Raw genomic sequence first — 26421 nt, 5'->3', positions numbered from 1 at the left:
CACGGCAGCACCACAGCACCGCCCGGCTGCGCTCCCGAGGACTCGACCGAGGACTCGACGGGGGAGCAACGCCGCGATGAAGCGCACCGTCCCCGGCGCCGGTCCCGTACCGTTGCCGGGGACGTACGTCATGATGGTCGCCGTGACGACGTCGGGACGGAAGCTGAAGGGGAGGCGAGGCGACGTGCCCGCGGACCGGTTCTCCACCGCGACCCGGCTCAAGGCGCTCGGCGAACAGGCCGCCGCCCGCGTCTACCGCGCCAAGCGGCGGCCCCGCCGCAACCGCCTCACCGGCCGCGCCGCCCTGCTGGCGCTGGTGATGTGCTCGCTGGTGGTCGCCCTCGCCTACCCGATAAGGCAGTACATCTCCCAGCGCTCGGACATCTCCGACCAGCGCCGCAAGGCCCAGGACGCCGCCGCCGCGCTCGACCGGCTGCGCGACGAGAAGGCCCGCTGGCAGGACCCGGCGTACGTCCAGCAGCAGGCCCGCCGACACCTGCACTACATCATGCCGGGCGAGACCGGGTACATCGTCCAGGACGGCTCCGGTGTCCGCGCGGCACCCAAGGCGGCCAAGGCGGCCCAGCTCCCCTGGTACGACAAGCTCTGGGAATCCGTGGACAGGGCCGACACGGCTCACGCCGCCGGCACGGCTCACGCGGCTGACCCGGCTCACGCCGCCGTCGCGGACAAGCGGTAGCCCGCACCGGCCGGTACCGGCGAGACTGTACGGGCGGGTCCGCACGCGGCCCTACGGGACGCCACCGGCTGCCCGCCGTCCGCCACCCGCCCAGTCCCTCCGCCACCCACCGAAAGCGCACATGGACACCGCCCCGCCCCAGACCGAGCCCACCGAGCCCACCGCCGCGGACATCGCCGCCTTCAAGGACCAGCTCGGCCGCCCGCCGCGCGGCCTGCGCGCCATCGCGCACCGCTGCCCGTGCGGGCAGCCGGACGTCGTGGAGACCGCGCCGCGCCTGGAGGACGGCACCCCCTTCCCCACGCTCTACTACCTCACCTGCCCGCGCGCCGCATCCGCGATCGGCACGCTGGAGGCCAACGGCGTGATGAAGGAGATGACCGAGCGACTGGCGAACGACCCGGAACTGGCCGCCGCCTACCGCGCGGCCCACGAGGACTACATCCGCCGGCGGGACGCCATCGAGGTGCTCCAGGGCTTCCCGAGCGCGGGCGGGATGCCCGACCGGGTCAAGTGCCTGCACGTGCTCGTCGGCCATTCGCTGGCCGCCGGCCCGGGCGTCAACCCGCTCGGCGACGAGGCCCTGGCGATGCTCCCCGAGTGGTGGCGCAAGGGCCCCTGCGTGACGCCTTGCGCGGAGGGCGGCCCGAGCCCCGCGCACACCTCCGAAACCCAGCGGAACGCCACCGAAGGCGCTGACGGTCCCGAAGGAGACGCCAAGTGAAGCGGGTCGCCGCCATCGACTGCGGTACCAACTCCATCCGCCTGCTGGTCGCCGATCTCGACCCGGAGACCGGTGAACTGAAGGACCTGGACCGCCGGATGGAGATCGTCCGGCTGGGCCAGGGCGTGGACCGGACGGGGCGGCTGGCGCCCGAGGCGCTGGAACGCACCTTCGCGGCCTGCCGGGAGTACGCCGCGGTGATCAAGGGGCTGGGCGCGGAGCGGCTGCGGTTCGTGGCGACGTCCGCCTCCCGGGACGCGGAGAACCGCGACGTGTTCGTCCGCGGGGTGATGGACATCCTGGGCGTCGAGCCCGAGGTGATCAGCGGTGACCAGGAGGCGGAGTTCTCCTTCATCGGCGCCACCAAGGAACTGACCGGCCACCCGCACATCGAACTCCCCTACCTCGTCGTGGACATCGGCGGCGGCTCGACCGAGTTCGTGCTCGGCGAAGGGACGGTCCGGGCGGCCCGTTCGGTCGACGTCGGCTGCGTCCGGATGACCGAGCGCCACCTCCTCCACGACGGCGAGGTCTCCGACCCGCCCACGGCGGGGCAGATCGCCGCCATCAAGGCCGACATCGCCGCGGCCCTGGACCGCGCCGAGGAGACCGTCCCGCTGACCGAGGCCGCCACGCTGGTCGGCCTGGCCGGCTCGGTGACCACCGTCGCCGCGGTCGCGCTCGGCCTGGACCACTACGAGTCCGCGGCCATCCACCACTCCCGGATGTCCCGGGCCACGGTCGCCGAGATCACCGAGCGGCTGCTGACCTCCACCCACGCCGAGCGCGCGGCGATCCCCGTCATGCACCCCGGCCGGGTCGACGTCATCGCGGCCGGCGCCCTCGTGCTGCTGTCGATCATGGAGCGGGTCGGCGCCGATGAGGTCGTGGTCAGCGAACACGACATTCTGGACGGAATCGCCTGGCATGCCGCACTCGACGACGAGTGACCCTCCAGCTGGGGAGGCAGCCCGGATCCTGCGGGCTCCGGGCTGTCCGCTCTCAGATGTTGCGATAGATGTCGCGCCGGTCACCGACCTTGACGACGAGGATGATGAGTTCGCCGTCTTCGACCTGGTAGGCGATCCGGTAGTTGCCGACGTGGAGCCGATAGAGGCCCGAGGGGCCGGTGAGTTTCTTGATGTCGGCGTCCTCGCGGTACGGATCGTCGCCGAGCGTGGTCAGCGCGGCAAGGATGCGCATGGCGGCAGGCCGGTCGATGGCTCGAAGTTGCCGCTGTGCCGCCATGGTGAACCGGAATGCGTACTTCACGCCGCGCCTTCGGTGCGCTCGGCGAACAGGTCTGCCAGCAGCTCGGCCATGGTCACGGTCGGGCCGCTTTCGGCCAGGACCGCTTCCGCCTCCCGGGCCAGCAGCACATCGGCGGCCTCCTCAAGCGCGTCGAAGTCCGCGATCGGCACCACGGCTGCCACCGGTACGCCATTGCGGGTGATCACCGTAGGTGAGCCCTCCTCGGCGCGATTGATGTGGTCCGCCAGGTGTGCACGGGCTTCCCGTACGGTCACAGTGCTCTCAGCCATAAGGGAAGTGTACGCAGCTTTGTGTACACGCACCCAGGGAAGTAAATGGCGCTTTGAAGGCGATGCTCGACGGAATCGCCTGGAGCATCGCCTGACCGGTGTGCCGGTCGGGCACTCGGAGTGGCGCCGCAACCGCCGTCCGCACCGCGGTTCTTGAGCGGGCGCGGCGCCGTCCGGGGGTGTTTCGGGGGCCCTGGAGGGGTCTCGGAAGGGCGCCCGGAAAGAAAGTTCGTGAAATCCTTCACATGAAAAACCCGCCTCTCGGGCGAACTGTCGGGCCATCCGTCCCTCATTCGAAGGTCCTAGGACTCATCTGCCCGAGAATGGCGGGGTCTACGGTGGGTCTCCGCCGTGTTACGACAGTGCCCTCCAGGGGCCTGGTAGAGCCGCTCGGAGGGGGACAAGCCCTGATCAACAGGGGTATCCAACGTGTCGCGTTATACCGTGGTTCCCCTATCGCGCTATGGCGTCGGTCACGAAGCCGGCGGAGTGTAGCAGATGCCTCCGTCATTCTTGTGAAGGGGCTCACGAGCGACCCCCCATGTGGGGGTGGATACTCGATTGCATGAGCACCACGGAGCGTCCCAGGATCCTCGTTGTAGGCGGTGGGTACGTTGGCCTGTACGCGGCGCGCCGCATCCTGAAGAAGATGCGGTACGGCGAGGCGACCGTCACGGTCGTCGACCCTCGCTCGTACATGACGTACCAGCCCTTCCTCCCTGAAGCTGCGGCCGGCAGCATCTCCCCCCGCCACGTTGTGGTCCCGCTGCGGCGCGTGCTGCCCAAGGCGGAGGTCCTCACCGGCCGGGTGACCACCATCGATCAGGACCGCAAGGTCGCCACCATCGCCCCGCTCGTGGGCGATGCGTATGAGCTGCCCTTCGACTACCTGGTCGTCGCGATGGGCGCGGTCTCCCGTACCTTCCCGATCCCCGGCCTGGCCGAGAACGGCATCGGTATGAAGGGCGTCGAGGAGGCCATCGGCCTGCGCAACCACGTCCTGGAGCAGCTGGACAAGGCCGACTCCACGACCGACGAGGAGGTCCGCCGCAAGGCGCTGACCTTCGTCTTCGTCGGCGGTGGCTTCGCCGGTGCGGAGACCGTCGGCGAGGTCGAGGACATGGCCCGCGACGCCGCGAAGTACTACAAGAACGTGAAGCGCGAGGACATGCGCTTCCTGCTGGTCGACGTGGCGGACAAGATCCTCCCCGAGGTCGGTCCGAAGCTCGGCGCCTACGGCAAGGAGCACCTGGAGTCCCGAGGTATCGAGATCTACCTCAAGACCGGCATGGACTCCTGTGTCGACGGCCACGTCATGCTCAACAACGGCCTTGAGGTGCTGTCCAACACCATCGTCTGGACCGCCGGCGTCAAGCCGAACCCGGCGCTCTCCCGCTTCGGTCTGCCGCTGGGTCCGCGCGGTCACATCGACGCCGAGCCCACCCTTCAGGTCAAGGGCACCGACTACATCTGGGCGGCCGGCGACAACGCCCAGGTCCCCGACCTGGTCGGCCGCAAGAACGGCAACGAGAACGCCTGGTGCCCGCCGAACGCGCAGCACGCGCTGCGGCAGGCCAGGGTCCTCGGCGACAACGTGGTCTCCGGTATGCGGGGCTTCCCGCAGAAGGAGTACAGCCACGCCAACAAGGGTGCGGTGGCGGGCCTCGGCCTCCACAAGGGCGTCGCGATGATCGTCATGGGCAAGGTGAAGATCAAGCTCAAGGGCCGTCTCGCCTGGTACATGCACCGCGCGTACCACGGCATGGCGATGCCGACGTTCAACCGCAAGATCCGGGTCTTCGCCGACTGGACGCTGGCCACCTTCCTCAAGCGCGAGGTGGTCTCGCTCGGCGCCATGGAGAACCCCCGCGAGGAGTTCTACGAGGCTGCCAAGCCGGCCCCCGCGCCGGCCGCCGCGGCCGACGGAGGCAAGCCGAAGGCCAAGGCTTCCTGAATCATCGGTCGGTACTCCGACCAGCCCGAAGGGCGTCCGCCATCCGTGGGGCGGGCGCCCTTCGGCGTGCTCGGGTGTGGCTGAAAGTGCACGGTGTGTTGTTCTCTGTCAGGCGAACGGGACTATCAGGGCGCCCACTTGGCGTTTACGTGGTGGGTGAAACTTCTTTGCCCGACTCGTCATGACGGAGGTGTGCGACATGGCCGGTGCCGCTGGACGGCTCACCAAGCTCGCCGAGGAGGTGCTGGGGGACCCGCTCCCGGTGCGGATCCGCGCCTGGGACCGTAGTGAGTCCGGCCCGCCGGGGGCCCCTACGCTGGTCATCCGCAATCGCCGGGCGCTGCGGCGACTGCTGTTCAAACCAGGCGAATTGGGCCTGGCCCGGGCCTGGGTGGCCGGCGACATCGACGTCGACGGGGACCTCTACGAGGCGCTGGACCTGCTCGCCGGGACGATCTGGGAGCGCGGCGGCGACGCCCCCAAGCCGCAGCGCGCCGCCGTGCTGCGCGCCCTGGCCCGCCCCGAGATCCGGGCCGCCGCCAAGGAACTGCTGTCCCTGGCCGGTCTGCCCGTCCCGCCCGCGCCGCCCGCCGAGGAGGCCCGCCCGCGCCGCGGGGCGCTGCACTCCCTGCTCCGCGACCGGCAGGCCATCAGCCACCACTACGACGTCGGCAACGACTTCTACGCGCTGGTGCTCGGCCCGTCCATGGTCTACTCCTGCGCCTACTGGGAGCCCGATGCGGAAGCGGCCGACGGCGTCGCCACCCTGGAGGACGCCCAGCGCGACAAGCTCGACCTGATCTGCCGCAAGCTCGGCCTGACGGAGGGTCAGCGGCTGCTGGACGTGGGCTGCGGCTGGGGCTCGATGGTGCTGCACGCGGCCCGCGAGTTCGGCGTCCGGGCGGTCGGCATCACCCTCTCCGAGGAGCAGGCCACCTACGCCCGTAAGCGGATCGCCGACGCCGGGCTCGCGGACCGGGTCGAGATCCGGGTGCAGGACTACCGAGAGATCACCGACGGGCCGTTCGACGCGATCTCCTCGATCGGGATGGCCGAGCACGTCGGCCGGGCCCAGTACGCGGAGTACGCGAACGCGCTGTACGCCCTGCTGAAGCCCGGCGGGCGGCTGCTCAACCACCAGATCGCGCGGCGTCCGCTGTCGGACGAGGAGACGTACCGCGTCGACGAGTTCATCGACCGCTACGTCTTCCCCGACGGTGAGCTGGCGCCGGTGGGGCGGACGGCCGGCCAGTTGGAGGACGCCGGCTTCGAGGTGCGGGACGTGGAGGCGATCCGGGAGCACTACGCGCTGACGCTGCGTCAGTGGGTGGCCAACCTGGAGGACCACTGGGCGGAGGCGGTCCGGCTCACCTCCCCCGGCCGGGCCCGGGTCTGGCGGCTCTACATGGCCGCCTCGGCGCTGTCGTTCGAGCGCAACCGCATAGGGGTCAACCAAGTCCTGGCGGTCCGCACGCCGGACTCCGGCGCCGCCGGGATGCCGCTGCGGGCCCGCGACTGGCGGGACTGACCCGGCGGGCGCCCCCGCGGCCGGTGCGGCGCGGCGGGGGCGCACACGGCGAAGGGCCCCGGTCCCACCCGACAGGGCGGGGGACCGGGGCCCTCGGGCCGTCCGGGGCCGCCGGGCGACGGCGGCCGGGCTACTCCGCCTTGATGGCCTGGAGCATGTTGAGCTTCGCCGCCCGGCGGGCCGGCCACAGCGCGGCCAGCACGCCCACCAGCGCGGCCACCGCGAGGAAGACGGCCATCCGGCCCCAGGGCATGACCAGTTCGTACGTCGGCAGCGAGCCGCCGATCAGCTCACCGGCCGCCCAACCGAAGAACACGCCCAGGCCGATGCCCAGCACCCCGCCGAAGAGCGAGATCACCAGCGACTCCAGACGCACCATCCGCTTGATGCCGCGGCGGTCCAGGCCGATGGCGCGCAGCATGCCGATCTCCTGGGAGCGCTCGAAGACCGACATCGCCAGGGTGTTGATCACGCCGAGCACCGCCACGATCACCGCCATGGCCAGCAGGCCGTAGACCATGTTCAGCATCAGCGTGAACGTCTGGGCGATGGCGTTGGAGACGTCCTTCTTGTCCGCGACGGTGATCGCCGGGTTCTTGCCGAGCGCCTTGACCAGGGATTCCTTGGCCTCGGGGGTGGCGCCGTGCTGCGTCTTGACCATCACCTGCATGTCGGTGGCGTGCTTCTGGTGCGGGGCCAGCGTGCCGTTGTCCAGGAGGATGCCGCGGATCACCTGGTTGCCCTCGTAGACCCCGCCGATGGTCAGCGTGCCCTTCTTGCCGTCCTCGAAGGTCACCGGGACGCGGGAGCCGGGGTGCCAACCCTTCTCCTTGGCGAGGGTGTCGTCCACGACGGCCCGGTCGCCGTGCAGCGCCCCGAGGGCGCCCTCGGTGAAGTCGAGCCGGGTGAGCTGGCCGAACTCCTTGCCGTTGACGCCGGTCAGGTACTCGGTGGTGGTGCCGATCCGGGACGGGGAGTTGCGCAGCGGGCTGGACGCGGTGACTCCGTCCGCGGCCGCGAGCTGCTTCGCCACGTCCGGGGAGAGCGGCGAGCGGTTCGCCATGGAGACCACGTAGTCGGCCTTGAGCGCGGAGGTGGCCATCTTGTCGATGCCCTGCTGCACACTGCCGGCGATCACCGTCAGGCCGGTGATCAGGGTCAGCCCGATCATCAGCGCGGAGGCGGTGGCGGCCGTCCGACGCGGGTTGCGGACCGCGTTCTGCCGGGCGAGGACGCCGGAGATCCCGAAGAGCCGCAGCACCGGGGAGGCCAGCGCGATCAGCGGGCGGGACAGCAGCGGCGTCAGCACGAACACGCCGATCAGCAGCAGTGCCGCGCCGGCGCCCATGGTGACCTTGCCGTCGGACATTCCGGTGGCGACCAGGACCGCGGCCGTGCCGGCGGCGGCGAAGAGCGCACCGATGGTGTTGCGGACCACCAGCGACTTGGTGGTGGCGGTGGCGTGCAGGCTGTTCATCGCGGCGACCGGCGGGATCTTCGCGGCCCGGCGGCCGGGCAGCCAGGCGGCCAGGACCGTGACGACGATGCCGACCACCAGGGCGGTCAGGATCGTGGTGGGCGAGACCACCAGCGGGCCGTCGGGCACCGTGGCGCCGGTGGCGACCATCAGCGAGCGCAGGGCGGCGCCGATGCCGATACCGGCCAGCAGACCGGTCACCGCGGCCACCACGCCGACCACGAACGCCTCGGTCAGCACCGAACGGGTGACCTGGCGGCGGCTGGCGCCGACCGCGCGCAGCAGCGCCAGTTCCTTGGTGCGCTGGGCGACCAGCATGGTGAAGGTGTTGGCGATGATGAAGATGCCGACGAAGAGCGCGATGCCGGCGAAGCCCAGCAGGGCGGTCTTCACCCCGTCCATGCTCTGGGCGATCATCTTCGCCTGGTCGTCGGCGAGTTGACGGCCGGTGGTGGCCTCGGTGCCCTGGGGGAGCACCTTCTCCACCGCGTCCTTCAGCGCCGTCTGGGAGGTGCCCGGCGCGGCCTTGATGTCGATCTCGTCGAACTGGCCGGGGGCCGCGAACAGCTTCTGGGCGGTGGCGGTGTCGAACAGCGCGAGGCTGCCGCCGGCGTGGACCCGGGCATCGGCGGTGGTGAAGATGCCGGTCAGCTTCTGCTCCCGGACCGGGCCGTCGACGGATATCCGGACGGTGTCGCCGACCTTGTAGCCGCCGAGGTCGGCGGTGCGGGCGTCCAGCGCGAACTCGTGCGGGCCCTTGGGGACGGCGCCGCTGCGCAGCGGGTAGCGGGCGTCGGTGCCGTCGTGGCCGGGGGAGTAGTTGCTGCCGGTGGTCGAGAAGCCGTCACCGATCATCGTGCCGTTCTTGTCGGCGATGGCGGTGAAGCCGGAGACGGTGCCGGTGACGGAGGCGGCGCCGGGCAGCTGCGCGGTCGTGTCCAGCAGCTTCGCGTCGAGCGCGGAGCGCGCTCCGGGAGCGGCGTCGGGGCGGTCGGAGCCACCCCGCTGGATGGCCACGTCGACGTTGTCGAAGCCCTTGCGGGCGGTGGACTGGAGGGCGTCGGAGATGGTCGAGGTGAAGACCAGGGTGCCGGAGACGAAGGCCACGCCGAGCATCACGGCGAGAACGGTCATCAGCAGCCGGGCCTTGTGCGCAAGCACATTGCGCAAGGCGGTACGGAACATGGGTGGGTCAGTCCTGGAGGAGTGGTCCGGGGTGTCCGGGGTGGGGAAGGTGGCTGCTGCCGGTCAGCTGACGCGGCCCGTGGTGTCGAAACCGGGGGTTCGGGGCCGTGCGGCGGAGCCGCCGGCGCCACCGCCCCCGGAGAAGCCCAGCATGCGCTCCAGCACCATGTCGGCGCTGGGGTCGGACATGTCGTCGACGATCCGGCCGTCGGCGAGGAATATCACGCGGTCCGCGTACGACGCCGCGACCGGGTCGTGCGTCACCATCACCACTGTCTGGCCCAGCTCGCGCACGGAGTTGCGCAGGAAGCCGAGGACCTCGGCGCCGGAGCGGGAGTCGAGGTTGCCGGTGGGCTCGTCGGCGAAGATGATCTCGGGCCGGGAGGCCAGGGCGCGGGCCACCGCCACGCGCTGCTGCTGGCCGCCGGAGAGCTGGCTCGGGCGGTGCTTGAGCCGGCCGGAGAGGCCGACGGTCTCCACGACCTGCTCCAGCCAGGCGCGGTCCGGCTTCCGGCCGGCGATGTCCATGGGGAGGGTGATGTTCTCCAGGGCGGTGAGCGTCGGGAGGAGGTTGAACGCCTGGAAGACGAAGCCGATCTTGTCGCGCCGGAGCTGGGTGAGCTTCTTGTCCTTCAGCCCGGTCAGCTCGATGTCACCGATCTTCGCGGACCCGCCGGAGATCGCGTCCAGGCCGGCCATGCAGTGCATCAGCGTGGACTTGCCGGACCCGGAGGGGCCCATGATCGCGGTGAACTGGGCCTGCCGGAAGTCGACGGAGACCGCGTCCAGGGCGACCACCTGGGTCTCGCCGTGTCCGTAGACCTTGGAGAGATCCGTGGCGCGGGCGGCCACCGCGGTGCTGCGGCCGGCGAGCGAGACGCCGGAGTGGGTGGTGGTCACGGGAAGGGACTCCTGTCGGGACGGGAACGGGCCGCTCCCGCGCCGGCACGGTGCCGCGGCGGGTGGGCGGTGGAACATCGGCTTCCATCGTCCGGCAGCTCACCGGGCCCGGACGTCAACCCGTGTGACCGTCCTTGGGCCACCCCCAGGGATTAGCTCCCCCCGCTTCGTCATCCCTGGGTATGAGGCCCGTCCCTGAGGCCGGCGGCGCAGATGGGGAGCCGCGCGGGCGGTGCCGGAGGGGCTGGGAAGGGCATCGAGGAGCCCTCGCGCGGGCGTCGAGTTTTCGTCAATTCAGGGTCGAATTTCGCCCTGGCAGTCACCGGCGAACATGGGCTTCAGGCATGTGCCGGGGGCCCTGGCGGTCACTGATGCACCCTCAGTTGCCAATAAAATAAGACAACCTCGGGAAGAGCGGCCGATCTGCTTGGTGCACTGCGGGCTACGCTCGTGCTGCCTTCTTTGAGGTGGCATGGGGGACCCCAAGCCCGGATGGTGGAATGCAGACACGGCGAGCTTAAACCTCGCTGGCCTTCGGGCCGTGCCGGTTCAAGTCCGGCTCCGGGCACCTCTCGCGGGCAGCGGGACAAAGACCCGTAAGTACCTGAATATTCAACTTGCTTGTCGAGGAGGGGCCGCCGGGAAAACCCGGCGGCCCCTCCTCGGTATTGCGCGCTCCGCGCTCAGCGCTCCACGAGCGCGAACAGCGCCTCCCAGCGGGCGACAATCTCGTCGGTCGAGAACCGCTGGATGTTCTCCCGGGCGGTGACGCCCATCCGGTCCCGCAGCTCCTCGTCCGACATCAGGGTGTCGAGGTGCCGGGCGAATTCGGTGATGTTGCCCGGCGGGGCCAGGAAGCCGTCGGTGCCGTCCGTGATGATCTCGCGGACGCCCGGCGCCACGTCGAACGCCACACACGGCACCGCGGTGGCCATTGCCTCCATCGGCGCGAGCGGGAAGCCCTCACCGCGCGAGCTCAGTGCGAAGACCGCGCTCTCCCGCAGCGCACCGGCGACGTCGCCGGTCCGCCCCATCCACTCGACCGAATCGGCCACCCCCAGCTCGGCCGCCTGCTTGCGCAGCGCCTCGGCCTCCTCACCGGAGCCGTAGATCCGCAGCGTCCAGTCCGGGTGCTGCGGCGCGACCTTCGCCCATGCCTCAAGGAGCAGGTCGACGCCCTTCTCCTCGTGCAGCCGGCCGATGCTCGCCACGACCTTCCGGGAGCGGTCCGAGGGGACGTCGGGGAAGAACGGCAGCGGGTTCGGCATGAAGCCGACGTTGTCCATCCGCTGCCGGATCCACTTGTCCGCGTCCTCCCGGGTGAGCGGCAGCATTCGGTCGACGTCCTGGTAAAACCGCTTGACGCGGGTGAACCGGGACGACTTGCGGCAGGTCTCGAACGATTCGTGGCTCATCCCGATGACCGCCAGCCCGGCGGTGTCGGCCAGCGCCACCCACTCCATCGCCCACACCTGGGTGACGATCACCACGCCGCCCGGCTGCGCGGCCCGGAACAGCGCGCTCATCTTGGCGGCCTGCTCGTGCATCCCGGCCTCGCGGGCGGCCCGGCGGCGCTGCTCGACGACGTTCAGCTTGTCCTTCAGGCTCCGCACCGGGCGGACGCTCGGCGGGTGCGCGTCGTACAGAGTGGTGGTCTCGTAGGGCAGGTCGGGGCCGAGCTCGTGGACCCGGCCCTCGGGCGGCGGCACGATCCCGACGACGTGCACCCGGTGGCCCTGCTCGGCGAACAGGCGCGCCATCTGGTGCGACCAACTGGTGATGCCGCCCAGCTCGTTGACGCTGTTGGAGACGAAGAAGATGTCCCGCGGCTCGGCTGCGTTCGACTTGGTCATCAACGGCTCCACTGCGCAAAGAACTGGTCGACGATGCTCTGTGCGGCGTCGCCCTGGTCGTATTCCCCGAACTTGGCGACGAATTCCTTGCGGTCCTTGGCGTATTCCAGCTGCTGGGACTCGAAAGACTCCATGGCCTCGAAGAAATCTTCCTCGGTGCGCGCTACCGGGCCCGGTGCGTGCTCCAGCAGATCGAAGTACGTTCCGCGGCCCTCGTGCACGTATTCGTCGTAGTCGTAGGTGAAGAACATCAGCGGCCGGTCGAGCAGTGCGTAGTCGAACATCACCGACGAATAGTCCGTGACCAGGCCGTCGGCCAGCTCCAGGATCGGGGTGATGTCGTGGCGCGCGGAGACGTCGATGACCCGGCCCTGCACGGTCGGCGGCAGCACCACGTGGTTGAGGTAGTGCGAGCGGACGAGCAGGACGTAGCGGTCGCCGAACTCGTCGGCGAAGCGCTCCACGTCGAAGGGGAGCGCGAACCGGCCGTGCCGGCCGCCCGCCTTACGGAACGTCGGCGCGTACAGCAGCACCTTCTTGTCCGCGGGGATGCCCAGCTCCGCCGCCAGCGCGCCGCGCTCGCGGTGGCCCAGCTCGGCCTCCCGCAGCCGGGCCCGCACCAGGGCGTCGTTGCGCGGGTAGCCCACCCGCAGCAGGGTCTTCTCCTTCAGGCGGAACGCCTTGGCCAGCGTCCGGGCATCGTGCTCGGTGCGGCACAGGAACCGGTCGAAGCGGTCCAGCGACTCCTGCTGCTCGGCCTGCTGCTGGCGGGTCTGCGCCTTGAGCGAGGGCTGGTCGAAGCCCATGTTCTTCAGCGCCGAGCCGTGCCAGGTCTGGATGTAGGTGGTCTCGGGGCGCTTGGTCAGCTTGAGCGGGTAGCTCTGGTTGTCCACCCAGAACTCGGCCTGCGCGAGCGCCTTGAGGTACGGCAGCGACCAGCGCTTGACCAGCGTGGCGTCCTTGGGGAAGTCCTTCGGGGACCCGGCGTAGGCCCAGATCGCCTCGAACTTCAGGCCCTGCCGGCGCATCTCCTCGTAGATGGCGCGCGGGCTGTCGCTGTACTGCTTGCCCAGGTGGCTCTCGAAGACCACCGTGCGCTTCTTGATCGGCAGCCGGCTGAACACCTCGTGGTACGCCCGGAGCTTGGTGTCCCCGGAGGTCAGCGTCTTGCGCAGGGCCTTGGCCTTGCGGTAGCCGCTCTTGGCCAGCGTCCCCGGCTTGCCGCGGACGCTCTTGGCGATGAGTTCCTGCACGCGCTCGGCGTTCTGGCTCTGGCTGGTCAGCCGGAACGCCAGGTGGCCCTTGGAGGAGACGTGCGGCTCGATGTGGTCGGCGACCATCCGGGTCAGCCGCGGCCGGATCGGCAGTGGCCCGCCGGCCAGCTCGGTGTCGGCCACCGTCAGCCGGGACGTGGTGGACACCCCGTCGACGTTCAGACGCAGCCGGACGTCCCAGATGGTGTCGACGATGCCCAGCGGGCGCAGCCGCGCGGTGACGTCCGCTGCGGTCTCCCACACCACGGCGTCGCCCTCGTGGCGCAGCGTCTGGATCGGGAAGCTGAAGGACTGCAGGCTGCGGCGGCGGGCGCTGAACTCCAGCGCGCCGCTGAGCTTGGCGCCCTCGGGGATCACTCCGAGCGGGTTGGTGATCCGCCCGGCCAGCGAGACGGTGCTGCCCGCCTCGGAGAACCGGGTGAGCTGGTTGCGCAGGAACAGCTGGTTGACCGGCTTCTCGTGGTAGCCGACCTCGGTCACGTCCAGCACCTGGCGGCCGAACGCGTCGTCGAAGTGCCCGCCGCACCAGTAGATCCGGCCGTCGTGCGGGGCGAGCGGCGAGGAGAGCTTGTCGCGGTTGATGAGGGTGTCGACGGCCGGGATGAGGTTGTCCCAGTCGCCCTTCTGGAGCAGGTAGGCGCAGATGGCCTGTATCGGCAGGACCCGCTCGTACGCCTCGGGCGCGAGGCCGGCGAGGTACTCCTGGGAGAGCGCGGCGAACTCCTGGCGGTACGCCTCGTCCCGGAAGGGCAGGTCCCGCAGGTGCAGCACCAGGTCGTGCTTGAGGAATTTGACGTCCTTGGCGAGCTTCATCTCGGTGAGCCCGCGCTCCACCAGTGCGGCGTCGATCCGCCGGTGGACCTCCAGCCGGTGGATGTAATTGGTCATCTCGTGCCGTCGGTTCGTCACCGACTTCACGGCGGCCTTCTCGAAGACGTTCCAGAAGTAGACCTGATTGGGGATCAGGGTGATGCGCTTCGCCGCGAGATAGGCGTCGGCGATAAACATCAGGTCCTCGTAGAACATCCCCTTGGGGAAGCGGAGATCGTTCTCGATGAGGAATTCGCGGCGGTAGCACTTGTTGGTGGAGAGGGTGTCCCAGACGAAAAGGTCCGGCAATTCCGTAACGGACTCAAAGGTGCGCGTCGTGGAATACAGCCAGGCGTACCACTCGTCACGCTTCTGGTTCCGGGTGTCCTTGTGGATCCGGACGCAGAGGCCGGAGACGATGTCCGAGCCGGTTTCCTCGGCGGCCTCCAGCATATTGCGGCAGGCGTTGTGCTCCAGGACGTCATCGCTGTCCAGGAACATGACGTACTGTCCCCGGGTGTGCTGAATGCCGAGGTTCCGCGGCTCTCCGCCGGCGCCGCTGTTCTCCGGCAGCTGGAAGGCTCTGACCCGCCCGGGGTGGGCAGCAGCGAGCGCCTGCGCGACCTCGAAAGAACGGTCGGTGCTGCAATCGTCGACGATCACCACCTCGACGTCCCGGAGTGTCTGATCCAGCACGGACTGGACCGCGGTCGGCAACCGGTCGGCGTCGTTGTAGACAATGACGACTACTGAGACGTCAGGCACAGGCACCTCAACCCTCTTTCGCTGCTGTTTCCGGCCAGAATAGCCCCATCTGCACACGGGGTTTACGACCACCCGCACCCGGACCGCTACACGTGGTGACGGGGTACTGCCCGGGGAAGGGCAGGTACCGGCTAGCCAGTATGACGGCGACTCTGGTCAATCGGTTGCGTAGGCGCGGCGCGATCAGACATTTATCGGATTCGGATCATGCCGGTGACCCCCAGCTCCCGGAGTTGACGGGGTGGGGAAATGCTCGTTCGACGGCGACGGGAAAAGATCGATTACCCGGATTTTGTCCGGACTATCTGGCGGCCGGACCCGACCGCCCGGTGGGCCGGCGAGTGGCATATGACACAGCGGCAGATGTGACGAAGCCGGCGTCGGCCGGTAGTCGATCGGCCGGTTCGGGCACCTTGGCGCCTCCCTGAACGTCCTCCCTGTAGAGGACGCGTACTCCGTGGGGGTGGGGGAAGATCCTGCCCAAGAACGAGAGACGCGTCTTTGCCAAGCCATTACGCTTGCGTCAAGGCCGCGCAGGGCGGCCATGGAGGAGTGAGATGAGGAGCAGCAACCCGGTCTTCTCGCGACGGGGGTTCAGCCGAGGCAGCGGCTACGCGGGCTTCACCGCACCGCCGCAGGCCGGGGGTCCCACCGCCACCCCGTACGCCGGGGCGAACCCGTACGCCGGAACCAACCCGTACGCCACCCAGGCGCCGCAGTACACCCCGCAGACCCGCCCCATGACGATGGACGACGTCGTCCTGCGCACGGGCCTGACACTCGGCACGGTCATCGTCGGTGCCACCGTCGGCTGGCTGTTCCTGACCGGACAGCTCGGCTTCGCGATCGGCGCCGGTCTGGCCGCGACGGTGCTCGGCTTCATCCAGTCCTTCAAGCGCAAGCCCGCCCCGGCGCTGATCCTGGGCTACGCGGCGCTGGAGGGCGTCTTCCTCGGCGCGCTCAGCGGCTTCATCAACGACCTGCCGAAGATGAACGGCGCCCCCATGCAGGCGGTGCTGGGCACGATGGCGGTCTTCGTCGCCATGCTGGTCGCCTACAAGACCCGGATCGTCCGGGTCACCGCGCGGTTCACCCGCTTCGTGATGATCGCGGCGCTGGGCTTCGTACTGCTGTCGATGGTCAACCTCCTGTTCATGGTGTTCGGCGGGGGTGACGGCCTCGGCTTCCGCAGCGGCGGCCTGGGCATCCTCTTCGGCGTCGTGGGCGTGGTCCTCGGCGCGCTCTTCCTCGCCATGGACTTCAAGCAGGTCGAGGACGGCGTCGCGTACGGCGCACCGCGCGAGGAGTCCTGGCTGGCCGCGTTCGGTCTCACCACGACCCTGGTGTGGATCTACTGGGAGATGCTGCGGCTGATCTCGATCCTGCGCGACTGACACCCCGTACAGCGGACGAGGGGCCCGCGGGCGACTGCCCGCGGGCCCCTCGCGCGTTCCGGGACACGCCCCGGGCCCGGTCAGAACTTGCGGGCGGCGCGCCGGAGATCGTGTTCGTGGACGATCGCTTTGGCGTGGCCGTGCGAGAGATTGTGCGCGCCGCGCAGCCAGCTGACCTTTTCGTCGAAGCGGACGAGAGCGGGGCCCTCGTCGACGGTACGGAGCCAGTCGGAGATATCCCGGCCGGTGCAGTGCGGGATACGGGAGAGCATGTTCCGGTGGGTTTCTTCGGAGAAGGACTGGGACATCGGCGCCTCCGGACGCGGTCGATGCTGGTTCTTCCGCCCACCGTGCCTGAGGGTTCGGGCATTGGCAACCACCCGGGAGTTGCGCCTAGGCTCACGCTGTGCTTGACGTGACGCCTTTGCAGACCGCCGTGGACGCGCTCGCCGACCGCCTCCGGGCGCTGCCGCAGAGCGCCCTGCGCCGCGGTGCCGCGGCCGAAGGGCTCGCGCTGGCGCGGGACTTGGCGGCCCGCGCGCAGCTGATCGAACGCCCTGGGGAGCGGCCCCGGGAGCTTCCGGACGCTGGGATGTTCGCGGCCGGCGACCAACTGGCCGTGGCCGGTCACGACCTCGTCGAGGCGCTGCGGACCGTCGCCGCCCTGGCGGCGACGGATGGCCGGATCGGCCCGGAAGCTGACGCGAAATCAGCCCTCGCCGAGCAACTGGCCCAGGCCGTGCAACGGGTCCGGGACGCGGCTCAGAGCGAGGCGATGACCCGGTCGGCGAGGATGTAGACGTTCTCGTCGCGGCGCTCGCCCCACGAGAACGTCAGGGCGTAGGCCCCGGAGATCCCCGAGCCGCCGAGCAGCACCGGGGTGTGGCCGTCGCGCAGCGCACCGGCCACGCTCTCGGCGGTCTCGCGGTGCCCGGGGGTCAGACACAGCGTCGTGCCGTCGGCGAAGACGTACACGTCCAGGGTGCCCAGCGGGCCGGGGCGGACGTCGGCGAGCGGGGTGCCCGCACGGGCCAGCTCCGCCAGGCGCGCCACGGTGCGCTCGTGGTCGGCGATGGCCGGGACGGGGGAGAAGTCCGGGTGCGAGGGGTGGCGCCGGCGGGCGGCGGCCAACTCGGCGGACTCGGTCTCCTCGGCCAGCTCGAACTCCGGCGCGTCCAGGGACTCCAGCGCCTCGACGGACTCCAGGGCCTCCAGCGACTCCAGCGACTCCAGGGCCTCGACGGGCTCCAGTGCGGGCAGCGGCTCCAGGGCCTCCGGGCCCAGCAGCGACTCCAGCCCGGCCAGGTCCGCCTGGCGCGGCACGAACGGATGGCCGTCGAACCGGTCCAGCTCCAGCCGCTCGGACGACTCCCGCCGGCCCTCGCGGCCGTCGAGCGGGCCGTCGTCGCCGAGCCCGGGCAGCGGCCCGGACAGCGACGGGGCGTCCGCCGTGTTCATGGAGTCACGGGCCTCCTGCGCGGCCCAGAAGGCGCGCGCCTCGGCCAGCTCCCGCTCCCGCTCCTCGGCCAGCGCGTCCGCGACGGCGGCGCGTATGTCCGCGAGCGGGGTCTCGACGGCCGGCACCCCGCGGGCGGCCGGGACCGCCGCGGCGGCCACGCTCGCGGCCTCGGCGCGGGCGCTGGCGTCCGCGCGGGCGGCGACGAGTTCGGTGTGCAGCGCGGTGATCTGGCCGCGCAGCACACGGGCGGTGTACAGGGCGACGGCGCCCAGCACCACGGCGACCGCCGCGGTCAGCAGCAGGACGAGGGTGGTGACAGTCATGCCGAAACCTCGCTTCGCTCGGCCTCGCACTCGCGAGGCGCGCACCTTTCGGTGGTTCGCTCACTTCCGGGCATACGCACACACTGTCGCGGACCGGTCACCGGCGTACTCCCGTTAGCAGATTGTTCTCCGACTTCCTACAACAGCGTGACCGAAGTCGGCGACAGATCGCAGGGTGGTATGTCCTGAAAAGGGGGTGGCATGGGGGCTCCTGGGGTGTAGTGGCCCCCTGCTGAGCTGCAAGAACGCTGCTCCCTCGGGATGTTGGTCACAATCCTGGGGGCGATTGGGTCGCGATCTTGTCACCGAGTGGCCTGGGTCACTCTCCGTCGCGGACGGTGCCCGGACGAGCGCGAAGGGTGCGCGGGGAACGGGAGTTGGTCCGTTTCCCCGCGCACCCTTCGGCGCGCTTGCGGGTGGGCCCGCGTCGACCCGGCCCGGCCGCGCGTGCCGGCTGCTCAGCTCAGCCGCTCGATGACCATCGCCATGCCCTGGCCGCCGCCGACGCACATGGTTTCCAGGCCGAACTGCTTGTCGTGCCACTGGAGGGAGTTGATCAGGGTGGTGGTGATCCGGGCGCCGGTCATGCCGAAGGGGTGGCCGACGGCGATCGCGCCGCCGTTGACGTTCAGCCGGTCCAGGTCGATGCCCAGGTCGCGGTAGGAGGGGATCACCTGGGCGGCGAACGCCTCGTTGATCTCCACCAGGTCGATGTCGGAGACCGACAGACCGGCGCGCCGCAGGGCCTGCTTGCTGGCCTCCACCGGGCCGTACCCCATGATCTCGGGGGACAGGCCGGAGACGCCGGTGGAGACGATCCGGGCCAGCGGGGTCAGGCCCAGCTCACGGGCCTTGGTGTCGGACATGATCACGAGCGCGGCGGCGCCGTCGTTGAGCGGGCAGCAGTTGGCGGCGGTGACCAGGCCGTCGGGACGGAAGACCGGCTTCAGGCCCTGCACGCCCTCCAGGGTCACGCCGGCGCGCGGGCCGTCGTCCTTGGAGACGACCGTGCCGTCGGGCAGCTCGACCGGGGTGATCTCGCGCTCCCAGAAACCGTTCTTGATCGCCTGCTCGGCGAGGTTCTGGGACCGGACGCCGAACTCGTCCATGTCCTGGCGGGTGACGCCCTTGAGGCGGGCGAGGTTCTCCGCGGTCTGGCCCATCGCGATGTACGCGTCCGGGACCAGGCCGTCCTCGCGCGGGTCGTGCCAGTCCGCGCCCTCCTGCTCGGCACGGGCGGCGGTGCGCGCCTCGGCGTCCGCGAAGAGCGGGTTGTGGGTGTCGGGCAGGCCGTCGGAGCTGCCCTTGACGCTGCGCGAGACCGTCTCGACGCCCGCCGAGATGAAGACGTCGCCCTCGCCGGCCTTGATGGCGTGCAGCGCCATCCGGCTCGTCTGGAGCGAGGAGGAACAGTAACGGGTGACGGTGCAGCCCGGCAGGTGGTCCATCCCCATCTGGACGGCCACGATGCGGCCGAGGTTGTGGCCCTGCTCGCCGCCGGGCAGACCGCAGCCGAGCATCAGGTCGTCGATGTCGGTCGGGTCCAGCTCGGGCACCTTGGCGAGGGCGGCCTGGATGATCGTCGCGGTGAGGTCGTCGGGGCGCAGGTCCTTGAGGGAGCCCTTGAAGGCGCGGCCGATCGGGGAGCGGGCGGCTGAGACGATCACGGCTTCGGGCATCACGGCTCCAAGGGGTGAGTGGGTGCGGCGTCCGGTGCCCCGCCCGCGTGATGGCGGCCGGGCGGTGGGCGGCAGAACAGGGCGGACCGTCTGGGAAGTTACCTGCACGTAGTGCAAGAGGTCACGGGGTGTGCGCTGTGATGCGGGCCTCTTTTCTAAGCGGGCGCTTATGGAAACGGGGGAGGTGGGGCGGCTATTCCCGTATTTCCGCAGGGAGGCTCGGCAAGGGGCGGTCCGCGCCCGTGACGTGCACCGGCGCGCGCTGCTACCCCGTGATCGACGGCCGGTCCGCGGTGCCCTCCTCCGGTGCCGGCAGCTGACGGCGCCGACGGTGCTTGAGCAGGGCCCAGGGGGCGCGGGAGGCGGTGACCTCCGTGCCGCCCTCGGAGGCGGCCCGGGCCGCGGCCTGCTCGACGGGGAGGATGCCCTCGCGCCGGGCGGGCTCCGGCCGTTCCTCCTCGGGCCACAGCCCGAGCGCCGCGCACAGTGTCGGGAACACGGCCATCGCAGCGGTGGCGTACCCCTCGGCCGAGGGGTGGTAGTTGTCCGGACCGAACAGCTCCCGGGGGCGGGCCTCGAACTCCGGGCCGAGCAGCGCGCCCAGCGAGACCGTCCGGCCCCCGTTCTCGACCACGCCGATGGTCTGGGCGGCCGCCAGCTGCCGGGACAGCCGGCGGGCCACCCACCGCAGCGGCTGGTAGACCGGCTCGATGGTGCCCAGGTCGGGGCAGGTGCCGACGATCACCTCGCAGCCCGCCGCGCGCAGCGCCCGCACCGCCTCGGACAGGTGCCGCACCGACTCGGCGGGCGGCAGCCGGCGGGTGACGTCGTTGGCGCCGATCATGACGACGCAGAGGTCGGGGGTCTCCGCGCCGTCCGCGAGCAGCAGCTCCACCTGGCGGGGCAGGTCGTCGGACCGGGCGCCGGGCAGCGCCACGTTGCGGAAGTCGACGGGGAGTTCGGCGAGCGCGGCCAGGCCGGAGGCGAGCAGCGCACCGGGCGTCTGCGAGGGGCGGTGGACGCCCTGGCCGGCCGCGGTGGAGTCGCCGAGGAAGCCGAGCCGCAGCGGGGGCCGGTCGGTGCGGTGGCCGAACGCCTCGAACGCTGTGCCGTAGCGGCCGTCGGCGCACGGTGGGATGTCGCTGGAGCCGCCGACCGTGCGGCGGGCCAGCCGGACCTCGGTCAGCAGCAGCCCCACGGTGGCCACGCCCAGCAGCCCGATCCCGCCGCCGCCGAACGCGGCCGCGGTCGCGATCCGCCGTGCCACCCTCGCCCTGGACCCCGTCGTCACCGTCGTCACCATCGGCCGGCACCTCCCCGTGCAGCGCGGGCGCGCCGCGGCCCGCCGGCCGGACGCGCTCGTGAAACGCCAACAACTCCTTCACTGGGTAAATGCCCGTTCCGGCGGCGGCGCAACGCACCGGACCTCCGATGGAGCCCTCCGAACGAACCCGCGGGCCCTTGGTCCACCAGGGCAATAGGCTGGCGGTACGGGCGCAGGAGAGCGTGCCCCCGACCGCGGAGACCACCGTGCAGTTTTACGATTCGATGATTGAGCTTGTCGGCAACACCCCGCTCGTGCGGCTCAACAACGTCACTCAAGGGATCCAGGCAACCGTCCTGGTGAAGGTCGAGTACTTCAACCCCGGAGGTTCGGTCAAGGACCGGATCGCGGTGCGGATGATCGAGGCCGCCGAGGAGTCGGGCGAGTTGCAGCCGGGCGGCACCATCGTGGAGCCGACGTCCGGCAACACGGGTGTGGGGCTGGCGATCGTGGCCCAGCAGAAGGGCTACAAGTGCATCTTCGTCTGCCCCGACAAGGTGTCGACGGACAAGATCAATGTGCTGCGGGCGTACGGCGCGGAGGTGGTGGTCTGCCCGACGGCAGTCGATCCCGAGCACCCGGACTCGTACTACAACGTCTCCGACCGTCTGGTGCGTGAGACGCCCGGTGCCTGGAAGCCCGACCAGTACAGCAACCCCAACAATCCGCGCTCGCACTACGAGACCACAGGTCCTGAGCTGTGGGAGCAGACCGACGGGCGGATCACCCACTTCGTGGCGGGCGTCGGCACCGGCGGCACCATCAGCGGCACCGGCCGCTATCTGAAGGACGTCAGTGACGGCAAGGTCAAGGTCGTCGGCGCCGACCCGGAGGGCTCCGTCTACAGCGGTGGCTCCGGCCGGCCGTACCTGATCGAGGGCGTCGGCGAGGACTTCTGGCCGACCGCCTACGACCGCACGGTCGCGGACGAGATCGTGGCGGTCTCGGACAAGGACGCCTTCCAGATGACCCGGCGGCTGGCCAAGGAGGAGGGCCTGCTGGTCGGCGGCTCCTGCGGAATGGCCGTGGTGGCCGGTCTGCGGGTCGCCGAGCGGCTCGGCCCGGACGACGTGGTCGTCATCCTGCTCCCGGACAGCGGGCGCGGCTACCTCTCCAAGATCTTCAACGACGAGTGGATGGCCGACTACGGCTTCCTGGAGGAGAGCGGCACCGCGGCCCGGGTCGGCGAGGTGCTCCAGTACAAGGAGGGCGCGATGCCGTCCCTCGTGCACATGCACCCGGAGGAGACCGTCGGCGAGGCGATCGAGGTGCTGCGCGAGTACGGCGTCTCGCAGATGCCGATCGTCAAGCCGGGCGCCGGGCACCCCGACGTGATGGCCGCCGAGGTCGTCGGCTCGGTCGTCGAACGGGAGCTGCTGGACGCGCTGTTCACCCAGCGCGCCGCACTGTCCGACCCGCTGGAGAAGCACATGTGCTCGCCGCTGCCGCAGGTCGGCTCGGGCGAGCCGGTCTCCGACCTGATGGCGGTGCTGGAGAACGCCGATGCGGCGATCGTCCTCGTCGAGGGCAAGCCCAAGGGCGTGGTGAGCCGGCAGGACCTGCTGGCGTACCTGGCGCGGGCGGTCGCCAAGTAGCCGTCGCCGCCCGGCGCCGCGCCCGACGCGGTGTCAAGTGTCCGTCAGGAAAAGGCCCGTCGCCGCAAGGTGTACGTATGCGTCACGTGCGCGCAGCACGGGCTTAACACTTTTCCGGCACATTGGGTTGTGCAGGCGATACGGACCTCCGGAGCGGCTCCCGGACCTCCATGATCGCCAGGATGCGATGACCGGCCCTGACCCGGATCGCGTCCCGCGCGGGGACCGCCGTCGTCCCGCCCCCGGCTCCGGCCGGGGTGCGGCGGTCCCCGCACTACTTCTTCTTCCGGCTTCCGGCCTTCCCGTAGAGGTCCCGGTCTTCCGACTTCCGACTTCCGGCTTCCGGCCGTGGTCCCGGTCTTCCGGCCGGGTCAGTCCCAGTCCTCGTCGCGCCGCACCGACCGCGGGGTTCGCGGCCCCAGGCCGTGCACGGCGTTGACGCCGACGATGCCGGCCCAGCACACCGCCAGGCCGACCAGCCCGGCGTTGACCACCGCGATCGCGGACAGGGGGATGGCCAGCACCAGCGAGACCACGGCGAACGTGAACCGCTCCCAGAACTCGCTGTTGACGTTCGTCCGGCGCGGCGGCTGCGCCCCGCGCGCCACCTGCATCTGCTGCTCGGCCAGCTGCCGGCGCACCCGCCGGTCGACGTCCTTGTCGAGCTTCTCCAGGAAGGACTCCACCAGCTCCGACTCGTACTCCGACCCCAGTTCCTTGCGCGTCTGGAGGGTCGCGTCGAGTTCTTTCTTCAGCTCAGGGTCGCGTGTCGCCATAGTGCCGAGAGTACGGCCGGGCGGGCGGCGGTGCGCTGGGGCTAGCCCCCCAACCCGACGGGGGTCCGGCTCCCCTCCCCGGGCTCCGGTTCCGCCAGCCGCGCGGTGTCGTTGCGGGCGGCGATCCAGTAGAGGACGGCGGGCACCGCCAGGCCGATCAGCCAGGAGACGTCGGCGCCGCCGAGCGGGGCGACCAGTGGCCCGGTGTAGAAGTGCGTGGCCAGGAACGGGAGTTGGGCCAGTACGCCGACGACGTACACGGTCAGTGCGCGCACGTTCCAGGCGCCGTACCGGCCGCCGGGGTCGGTGAGCGCCGGGATGTCGTAGCGCTCCTTGGAGATCAGGTAGTAGTCGACCAGGTTGATCGCCGACCAGGGAGTGAAGAACGTCAGCAGGAAGAGCAGGAAGTCCTTGAAAGAGGTGAGGAAGGAGTCCTTGCCCAGGAGGGCGACGGCGGTGCCGGCCACCATGATCCCGGCGATGTACGCGGACCGGCCGCGCGCCGAGAGGGTCCGTTGCCCGCGGAAGCCGCTGACGCTGGTGACCAGCGACATGAAGCCGCCGTAGGTGTTGAGGATGTTGATCGTGAGCTTGCCGAGGGCGATGACGAAGTAGAGGCACGAGGCGATCAGTCCCGTGCCGCCCAGCCCGACGAGGTAGCCGACCTCGTGGCCGACGAACGCGCCCGGGGCCGCGGCCGCCGCCAGCGCCCCGAAGGTCATCGACCACTGCGCGCCCAGCACGGACCCGCCCAGCGTCCACCAGAAGGTCGCCCGGGTCGAGGTGTGGCGCGGCAGATAACGGGAGTAGTCCGCCACGTACGGGCCGAACGCCAGCTGCCAGGACGCCGAGAGCGAGACCGCGAGCAGGAACACCGGCAGCCCGAAGCCGCGGTCGTGCAGCAGCGCGGCGAGGTCGACGCGCTCCAGCAGCCGGATGCCGAGGTAGACGAAGGCCAGCGCGCAGACCAGGCCGGCGACCTTGCCGAGCAGGTGGATGAGGCGGTAGCCGACGGCTGCGGCCAGCGCGGTGACCGCGGCGAAGAGCACGATCCCGACCGTCCCGCCGAGGTGCGTCAGCTCGCCCACCGCCTGCCCGGCGAGCACGCTGCCGCTGGCGAAGAAGCCGATGTACATCACGATGACCAGCGCCAGCGGCACCACCGCCCCGCGCACCCCGAACTGCGCCCGCGAGGTGATCATCTGCGGCAGGCCCAGCCGCGGGCCCTGCGCGGAGTGCAGCGCCATCACCGCCCCGCCCGCGAGGTTGCCCAGCAGCAGCCCGATCAGCGCCCAGAAGGCGTTGGACCCGAAGACCACGGCCAGCGCGCCGGTGACGACGGCGGTGATCTGGAGGTTGGCGCCGAGCCAGAGGGTGAACTGGTTGACCGCGCTGCCGTGCCGTTCGTCGTCCGGGACGACGTCGATGGAGCGCTGCTCGATCACGCCTGCCATGGGTGCCGCCTCTTCCGCCGCGCTGCGTGTATGGATTCATGCAGGATCAGGGTCGATGAATGGAAGGTCAATAGGTGGGCGGCGATTCGCCCGCTCGCGGGGGCCCGGCGCACGGAGCAGACCGGTGCCCGGCGCTCCGGTACCGTCTGGGCACGCAGGCCGGACGTCGGCAGACGGGGAATGGCGGGTCTCATGAAGCAGTCCACCACCAGTGCGGGACACGGTCCGGCCGGCCCGGGCCCGACACCGAGCCCGGGGCAGCCGGCACCCGACGACACCGACCGAAGGCCGCCGGAACCGGGCGACGTCGCCGACCGGCTGGAGGCGTACCGCACCGAACTGACCGGCTACTGCTACCGGATGCTCGGCTCCGTATTCGAGGCCGAGGACGCCGTCCAGGAGGCCATGGTCCGGGCCTGGCGCGGCTACCACCGCTTCGAGGGCCGGGCCTCCCTGCGCTCCTGGCTCTACCGCATCGCCACCAACGTCTGCCTGGACCTCCTCAAGGGCAGCAGCCGCCGCGCCCGGCCGATGGACCTCGCGTCCCCGTCGAGCGTCGACTCCCCGATCGGGACCGGCCTGCCCGAGACGACGTGGATCGGACCGGTCCCCGACGAACGGGTGTTGGCCCGGGCCGGCGATCCGGCGGACACCGCGGTCGCCCGGGAATCGGTCCGGCTGGCGTTCGTCTCCGCGCTCCAGCGGCTGGCCCCCCGGCAGCGGGCGGTGCTGATCCTGCGGGAGGTGCTCAGCTGGTCGGCGAGCGAGGTGGCGGAACTGCTCGACACTTCGGTCGCCTCCGTCAACAGCGCCCTCCAGCGCGCCCGGGCCACCCTGGCCGCCTCCGGCGACGCCCCGACCGCGCCCCCGCCCAAGCCGCTGGACGACGCCCAACAGGCCCTCCTCAAGCGCTACGTCGACGCCTTCGAACGCTTCGACATGGCGGCGCTCACCGCCGTCCTGCACGAGGACTGCACCCTCTCGATGCCGCCGTACGCGCTGTGGCTGCACGGCCGCGCGGACGTCGTCGGATGGATGCTGGGACCGGGCTGCGGCTGCGCGGGCTCGCGACTGGTGCCACGGACCGCGAACGGGATGCCGGCCTTCGGGCAGTACCGCGCCGGCGGCGTCCCCTGGGCCCTCCAGGTCATCGAGATCACCGACGGCCGGATCACCGGGCTCAACGCCTTCCTCGACACCGACCGACTCTTCCCGCTGTTCGGGCTGCCGTTGCGGTACGAGGGGTAGCCGGGGCGTTCGGGGCGTTCGGGACGTCCGGGACGTCCGGGACGTCCGGGTGCGGGCACGGGTGCGGGTGTGGCTCCGGGTGCGTGCGGGGCGGTTACGGGATGACGCCGGGGAGGCCGCCCGGGACGGGGGAACTCGTCCCTCCACCTGCTGGTGCACCCGATCATCGTCGGCAGCGGCAAGCACTTGTTCCCGGAGGGCGACCGGATTCCGCTCCGGCTCGCCTCGTCCAGCACCCTGAGCACCGGTGTGCACTCGCTCGTCTACACCCCGGACGACGAACGAGACGAAGAACGGGGCGACGAACGGGGCGACGGGCGGGACAACGAGCAGGGCGGTGAACGGGGCGACGCGCAGGGTGACAAAAGGGACGCCGGGTAAGGGTGATGAGCAGGACGGGCGAGCAGGGCGGTTGAGCCGGAGACGGCGCCGGCGGGCGGGCGGGGCGCCGGTCGGAT

At 70.7% G+C, this 26421-nt stretch carries 22 protein-coding genes and 1 tRNA gene; 11 read left to right on the top strand and 12 right to left on the bottom strand.

The annotated features are described in order from the left end of the window. Positions 1-184: 184 nt before the first annotated feature. From ACFVT2_RS30950 to ACFVT2_RS30940, 3 genes are all read left to right on the top strand, one after another. Positions 185-700, top strand: coding sequence for a septum formation initiator family protein (locus ACFVT2_RS30950; protein WP_390023161.1), 516 nt, complete (start codon positions 185-187; stop codon positions 698-700). A 121-nt stretch (positions 701-821) separates the two neighbouring features. Next, positions 822-1424 (top strand): DUF501 domain-containing protein, encoded by a 603-nt coding sequence (locus ACFVT2_RS30945; RefSeq protein WP_390023125.1) that lies wholly within the window; start codon positions 822-824, stop codon positions 1422-1424. Beyond that, entirely contained in the window at positions 1421-2374 is a 954-nt protein-coding gene (locus ACFVT2_RS30940) for an exopolyphosphatase (protein WP_390023123.1), read from the top strand. Before ACFVT2_RS30945 ends, ACFVT2_RS30940 begins: the two co-directional genes overlap by 4 nt. A gap of 52 nt (positions 2375-2426) precedes the next feature. Here the strand turns inward: ACFVT2_RS30940 and ACFVT2_RS30935 are convergent, their stop codons facing one another. Together ACFVT2_RS30935 and ACFVT2_RS30930 are read right to left on the bottom strand one after the other, a co-directional pair. Next, a complete protein-coding gene (locus ACFVT2_RS30935; RefSeq protein WP_390023121.1) occupies positions 2427-2696 on the bottom strand; it encodes a type II toxin-antitoxin system RelE/ParE family toxin in 270 nt (89 codons plus the stop codon). Further along, entirely contained in the window at positions 2693-2965 is a 273-nt protein-coding gene (locus ACFVT2_RS30930) for a type II toxin-antitoxin system Phd/YefM family antitoxin (protein WP_390023120.1), read from the bottom strand. Before ACFVT2_RS30930 ends, ACFVT2_RS30935 begins: the two co-directional genes overlap by 4 nt. Positions 2966-3530: 565 nt before the next feature. On the opposite strand from ACFVT2_RS30930, the gene ACFVT2_RS30925 reads away from it, so the two are divergent. Both ACFVT2_RS30925 and ACFVT2_RS30920 read left to right on the top strand, forming a co-directional pair. Beyond that, the gene (locus tag ACFVT2_RS30925) at positions 3531-4919 is read left to right on the top strand and encodes an NAD(P)/FAD-dependent oxidoreductase (protein WP_390023118.1); all 1389 of its coding nucleotides are present in this window, start codon (positions 3531-3533) and stop codon (positions 4917-4919) included. 199 nt (positions 4920-5118) lie between these two features. After that, complete coding sequence (locus ACFVT2_RS30920) at positions 5119-6447, top strand: class I SAM-dependent methyltransferase (RefSeq protein ID WP_390023117.1); 1329 nt, start codon at positions 5119-5121, stop codon at positions 6445-6447. A 130-nt stretch (positions 6448-6577) separates the two neighbouring features. On the opposite strand, the gene ACFVT2_RS30915 is transcribed toward ACFVT2_RS30920, so the two are convergent. Next, complete coding sequence (locus ACFVT2_RS30915; protein WP_390023116.1) at positions 6578-9109, bottom strand: ABC transporter permease; 2532 nt, start codon at positions 9107-9109, stop codon at positions 6578-6580. Between the two features lie 63 nt (positions 9110-9172). After that, the gene (locus ACFVT2_RS30910) at positions 9173-10009 is read right to left on the bottom strand and encodes an ABC transporter ATP-binding protein (RefSeq protein ID WP_390023115.1); all 837 of its coding nucleotides are present in this window, start codon (positions 10007-10009) and stop codon (positions 9173-9175) included. A gap of 486 nt (positions 10010-10495) precedes the next feature. Between ACFVT2_RS30910 and ACFVT2_RS30905 the strand changes: the two genes are divergently transcribed. Beyond that, positions 10496-10577 (top strand) — tRNA-Leu (locus tag ACFVT2_RS30905). Positions 10578-10692: 115 nt separating this feature from the next. Here the strand turns inward: ACFVT2_RS30905 and ACFVT2_RS30900 are convergent. Both ACFVT2_RS30900 and ACFVT2_RS30895 read right to left on the bottom strand, forming a co-directional pair. Then, positions 10693-11862: a glycosyltransferase gene (locus ACFVT2_RS30900; protein WP_390023114.1), complete on the bottom strand. Its 1170-nt coding sequence runs from the start codon at positions 11860-11862 to the stop codon at positions 10693-10695. Beyond that, the gene (locus ACFVT2_RS30895) at positions 11862-14711 is read right to left on the bottom strand and encodes a CDP-glycerol glycerophosphotransferase family protein (protein ID WP_390023158.1); all 2850 of its coding nucleotides are present in this window, start codon (positions 14709-14711) and stop codon (positions 11862-11864) included. Before ACFVT2_RS30895 ends, ACFVT2_RS30900 begins: the two co-directional genes overlap by 1 nt. Before the next feature lie 557 nt (positions 14712-15268). Between ACFVT2_RS30895 and ACFVT2_RS30890 the strand changes: the two genes are divergently transcribed. After that, entirely contained in the window at positions 15269-16105 is an 837-nt protein-coding gene (locus ACFVT2_RS30890) for a Bax inhibitor-1/YccA family protein (protein ID WP_390023113.1), read from the top strand. Positions 16106-16185: 80 nt separating this feature from the next. Here ACFVT2_RS30890 and ACFVT2_RS30885 read toward each other — a convergent pair whose 3' ends face one another. After that, positions 16186-16413, bottom strand: coding sequence for a DUF4287 domain-containing protein (locus tag ACFVT2_RS30885; RefSeq protein ID WP_100605152.1), 228 nt, complete (start codon positions 16411-16413; stop codon positions 16186-16188). Between the two features lie 98 nt (positions 16414-16511). Here ACFVT2_RS30885 and ACFVT2_RS30880 point away from each other — a divergent pair, with 98 nt between their 5' ends. Further along, complete coding sequence (locus ACFVT2_RS30880) at positions 16512-16904, top strand: hypothetical protein (RefSeq protein WP_390023111.1); 393 nt, start codon at positions 16512-16514, stop codon at positions 16902-16904. Here ACFVT2_RS30880 and ACFVT2_RS30875 read toward each other — a convergent pair. The 3 genes from ACFVT2_RS30875 to ACFVT2_RS30865 all read right to left on the bottom strand — a co-directional run bounded on the left by ACFVT2_RS30875 (position 16868) and on the right by ACFVT2_RS30865 (position 20869). Further along, positions 16868-17887 carry a hypothetical protein gene (locus ACFVT2_RS30875; RefSeq protein ID WP_390023110.1) on the bottom strand — a complete coding sequence of 340 codons (1020 nt, stop codon included), beginning with the start codon at positions 17885-17887 and terminating at the stop codon, positions 16868-16870. The two genes, ACFVT2_RS30880 and ACFVT2_RS30875, sit on opposite strands and share 37 nt — an antisense overlap. Positions 17888-18345: 458 nt before the next feature. Continuing rightward, on the bottom strand, positions 18346-19566 hold the full coding sequence (locus ACFVT2_RS30870; protein WP_390023109.1) for an acetyl-CoA C-acetyltransferase: 1221 nt from the start codon (positions 19564-19566) through the stop codon (positions 18346-18348). 265 nt (positions 19567-19831) lie between these two features. Further along, positions 19832-20869, bottom strand: a complete 1038-nt coding sequence (locus tag ACFVT2_RS30865; RefSeq protein WP_390023107.1) for an SGNH/GDSL hydrolase family protein — start codon at positions 20867-20869, stop codon at positions 19832-19834. A gap of 227 nt (positions 20870-21096) precedes the next feature. On the opposite strand from ACFVT2_RS30865, the gene ACFVT2_RS30860 reads away from it, so the two are divergent. Beyond that, the gene (locus tag ACFVT2_RS30860) at positions 21097-22485 is read left to right on the top strand and encodes a cystathionine beta-synthase (RefSeq protein WP_390023106.1); all 1389 of its coding nucleotides are present in this window, start codon (positions 21097-21099) and stop codon (positions 22483-22485) included. A 371-nt stretch (positions 22486-22856) separates the two neighbouring features. On the opposite strand, the gene ACFVT2_RS30855 is transcribed toward ACFVT2_RS30860, so the two are convergent. Next, the gene (locus ACFVT2_RS30855) at positions 22857-23261 is read right to left on the bottom strand and encodes a hypothetical protein (RefSeq protein WP_390023105.1); all 405 of its coding nucleotides are present in this window, start codon (positions 23259-23261) and stop codon (positions 22857-22859) included. A 41-nt stretch (positions 23262-23302) separates the two neighbouring features. Next, positions 23303-24715: a purine-cytosine permease family protein gene (locus ACFVT2_RS30850; protein WP_390023104.1), complete on the bottom strand. Its 1413-nt coding sequence runs from the start codon at positions 24713-24715 to the stop codon at positions 23303-23305. A gap of 192 nt (positions 24716-24907) precedes the next feature. Between ACFVT2_RS30850 and ACFVT2_RS30845 the strand changes: the two genes are divergently transcribed. Then, positions 24908-25963 carry a sigma-70 family RNA polymerase sigma factor gene (locus tag ACFVT2_RS30845; protein ID WP_390023103.1) on the top strand — a complete coding sequence of 352 codons (1056 nt, stop codon included), beginning with the start codon at positions 24908-24910 and terminating at the stop codon, positions 25961-25963. 153 nt (positions 25964-26116) lie between these two features. Further along, positions 26117-26344 carry a hypothetical protein gene (locus tag ACFVT2_RS30840; RefSeq protein WP_390023101.1) on the top strand — a complete coding sequence of 76 codons (228 nt, stop codon included), beginning with the start codon at positions 26117-26119 and terminating at the stop codon, positions 26342-26344. Positions 26345-26421: the final 77 nt, after the last annotated feature.

It is taken from the genome of Streptomyces sp. NPDC058000 (genome assembly GCF_042886435.1).
Classification (GTDB): domain Bacteria; phylum Actinomycetota; class Actinomycetes; order Streptomycetales; family Streptomycetaceae; genus Streptomyces.
Note: the sequence above shows the minus strand (reverse complement) of the source record. Positions and strands in the feature narration are given on the sequence as shown.

What these genes read in the sequence shown, in the direction of transcription:
- ACFVT2_RS30945 (WP_390023125.1), top strand. Translation starts at nt 822, where the DNA reads ATGGACACCGCCCCGCCCCAGACCGAGCCCACCGAGCCCACCGCCGCG.
- ACFVT2_RS30930 (WP_390023120.1), bottom strand. Translation starts at nt 2,965, where the DNA reads ATGGCTGAGAGCACTGTGACCGTACGGGAAGCCCGTGCACACCTGGCG.
- ACFVT2_RS30925 (WP_390023118.1), top strand. Translation starts at nt 3,531, where the DNA reads ATGAGCACCACGGAGCGTCCCAGGATCCTCGTTGTAGGCGGTGGGTAC.
- ACFVT2_RS30920 (WP_390023117.1), top strand. Translation starts at nt 5,119, where the DNA reads ATGGCCGGTGCCGCTGGACGGCTCACCAAGCTCGCCGAGGAGGTGCTG.
- ACFVT2_RS30915 (WP_390023116.1), bottom strand. Translation starts at nt 9,109, where the DNA reads ATGTTCCGTACCGCCTTGCGCAATGTGCTTGCGCACAAGGCCCGGCTG.
- ACFVT2_RS30900 (WP_390023114.1), bottom strand. Translation starts at nt 11,862, where the DNA reads ATGACCAAGTCGAACGCAGCCGAGCCGCGGGACATCTTCTTCGTCTCC.
- ACFVT2_RS30890 (WP_390023113.1), top strand. Translation starts at nt 15,269, where the DNA reads ATGAGGAGCAGCAACCCGGTCTTCTCGCGACGGGGGTTCAGCCGAGGC.
- ACFVT2_RS30885 (WP_100605152.1), bottom strand. Translation starts at nt 16,413, where the DNA reads ATGTCCCAGTCCTTCTCCGAAGAAACCCACCGGAACATGCTCTCCCGT.
- ACFVT2_RS30875 (WP_390023110.1), bottom strand. Translation starts at nt 17,887, where the DNA reads ATGACTGTCACCACCCTCGTCCTGCTGCTGACCGCGGCGGTCGCCGTG.
- ACFVT2_RS30870 (WP_390023109.1), bottom strand. Translation starts at nt 19,566, where the DNA reads ATGCCCGAAGCCGTGATCGTCTCAGCCGCCCGCTCCCCGATCGGCCGC.
- ACFVT2_RS30865 (WP_390023107.1), bottom strand. Translation starts at nt 20,869, where the DNA reads ATGGTGACGACGGTGACGACGGGGTCCAGGGCGAGGGTGGCACGGCGG.
- ACFVT2_RS30855 (WP_390023105.1), bottom strand. Translation starts at nt 23,261, where the DNA reads ATGGCGACACGCGACCCTGAGCTGAAGAAAGAACTCGACGCGACCCTC.
- ACFVT2_RS30850 (WP_390023104.1), bottom strand. Translation starts at nt 24,715, where the DNA reads ATGGCAGGCGTGATCGAGCAGCGCTCCATCGACGTCGTCCCGGACGAC.
- ACFVT2_RS30845 (WP_390023103.1), top strand. Translation starts at nt 24,908, where the DNA reads ATGAAGCAGTCCACCACCAGTGCGGGACACGGTCCGGCCGGCCCGGGC.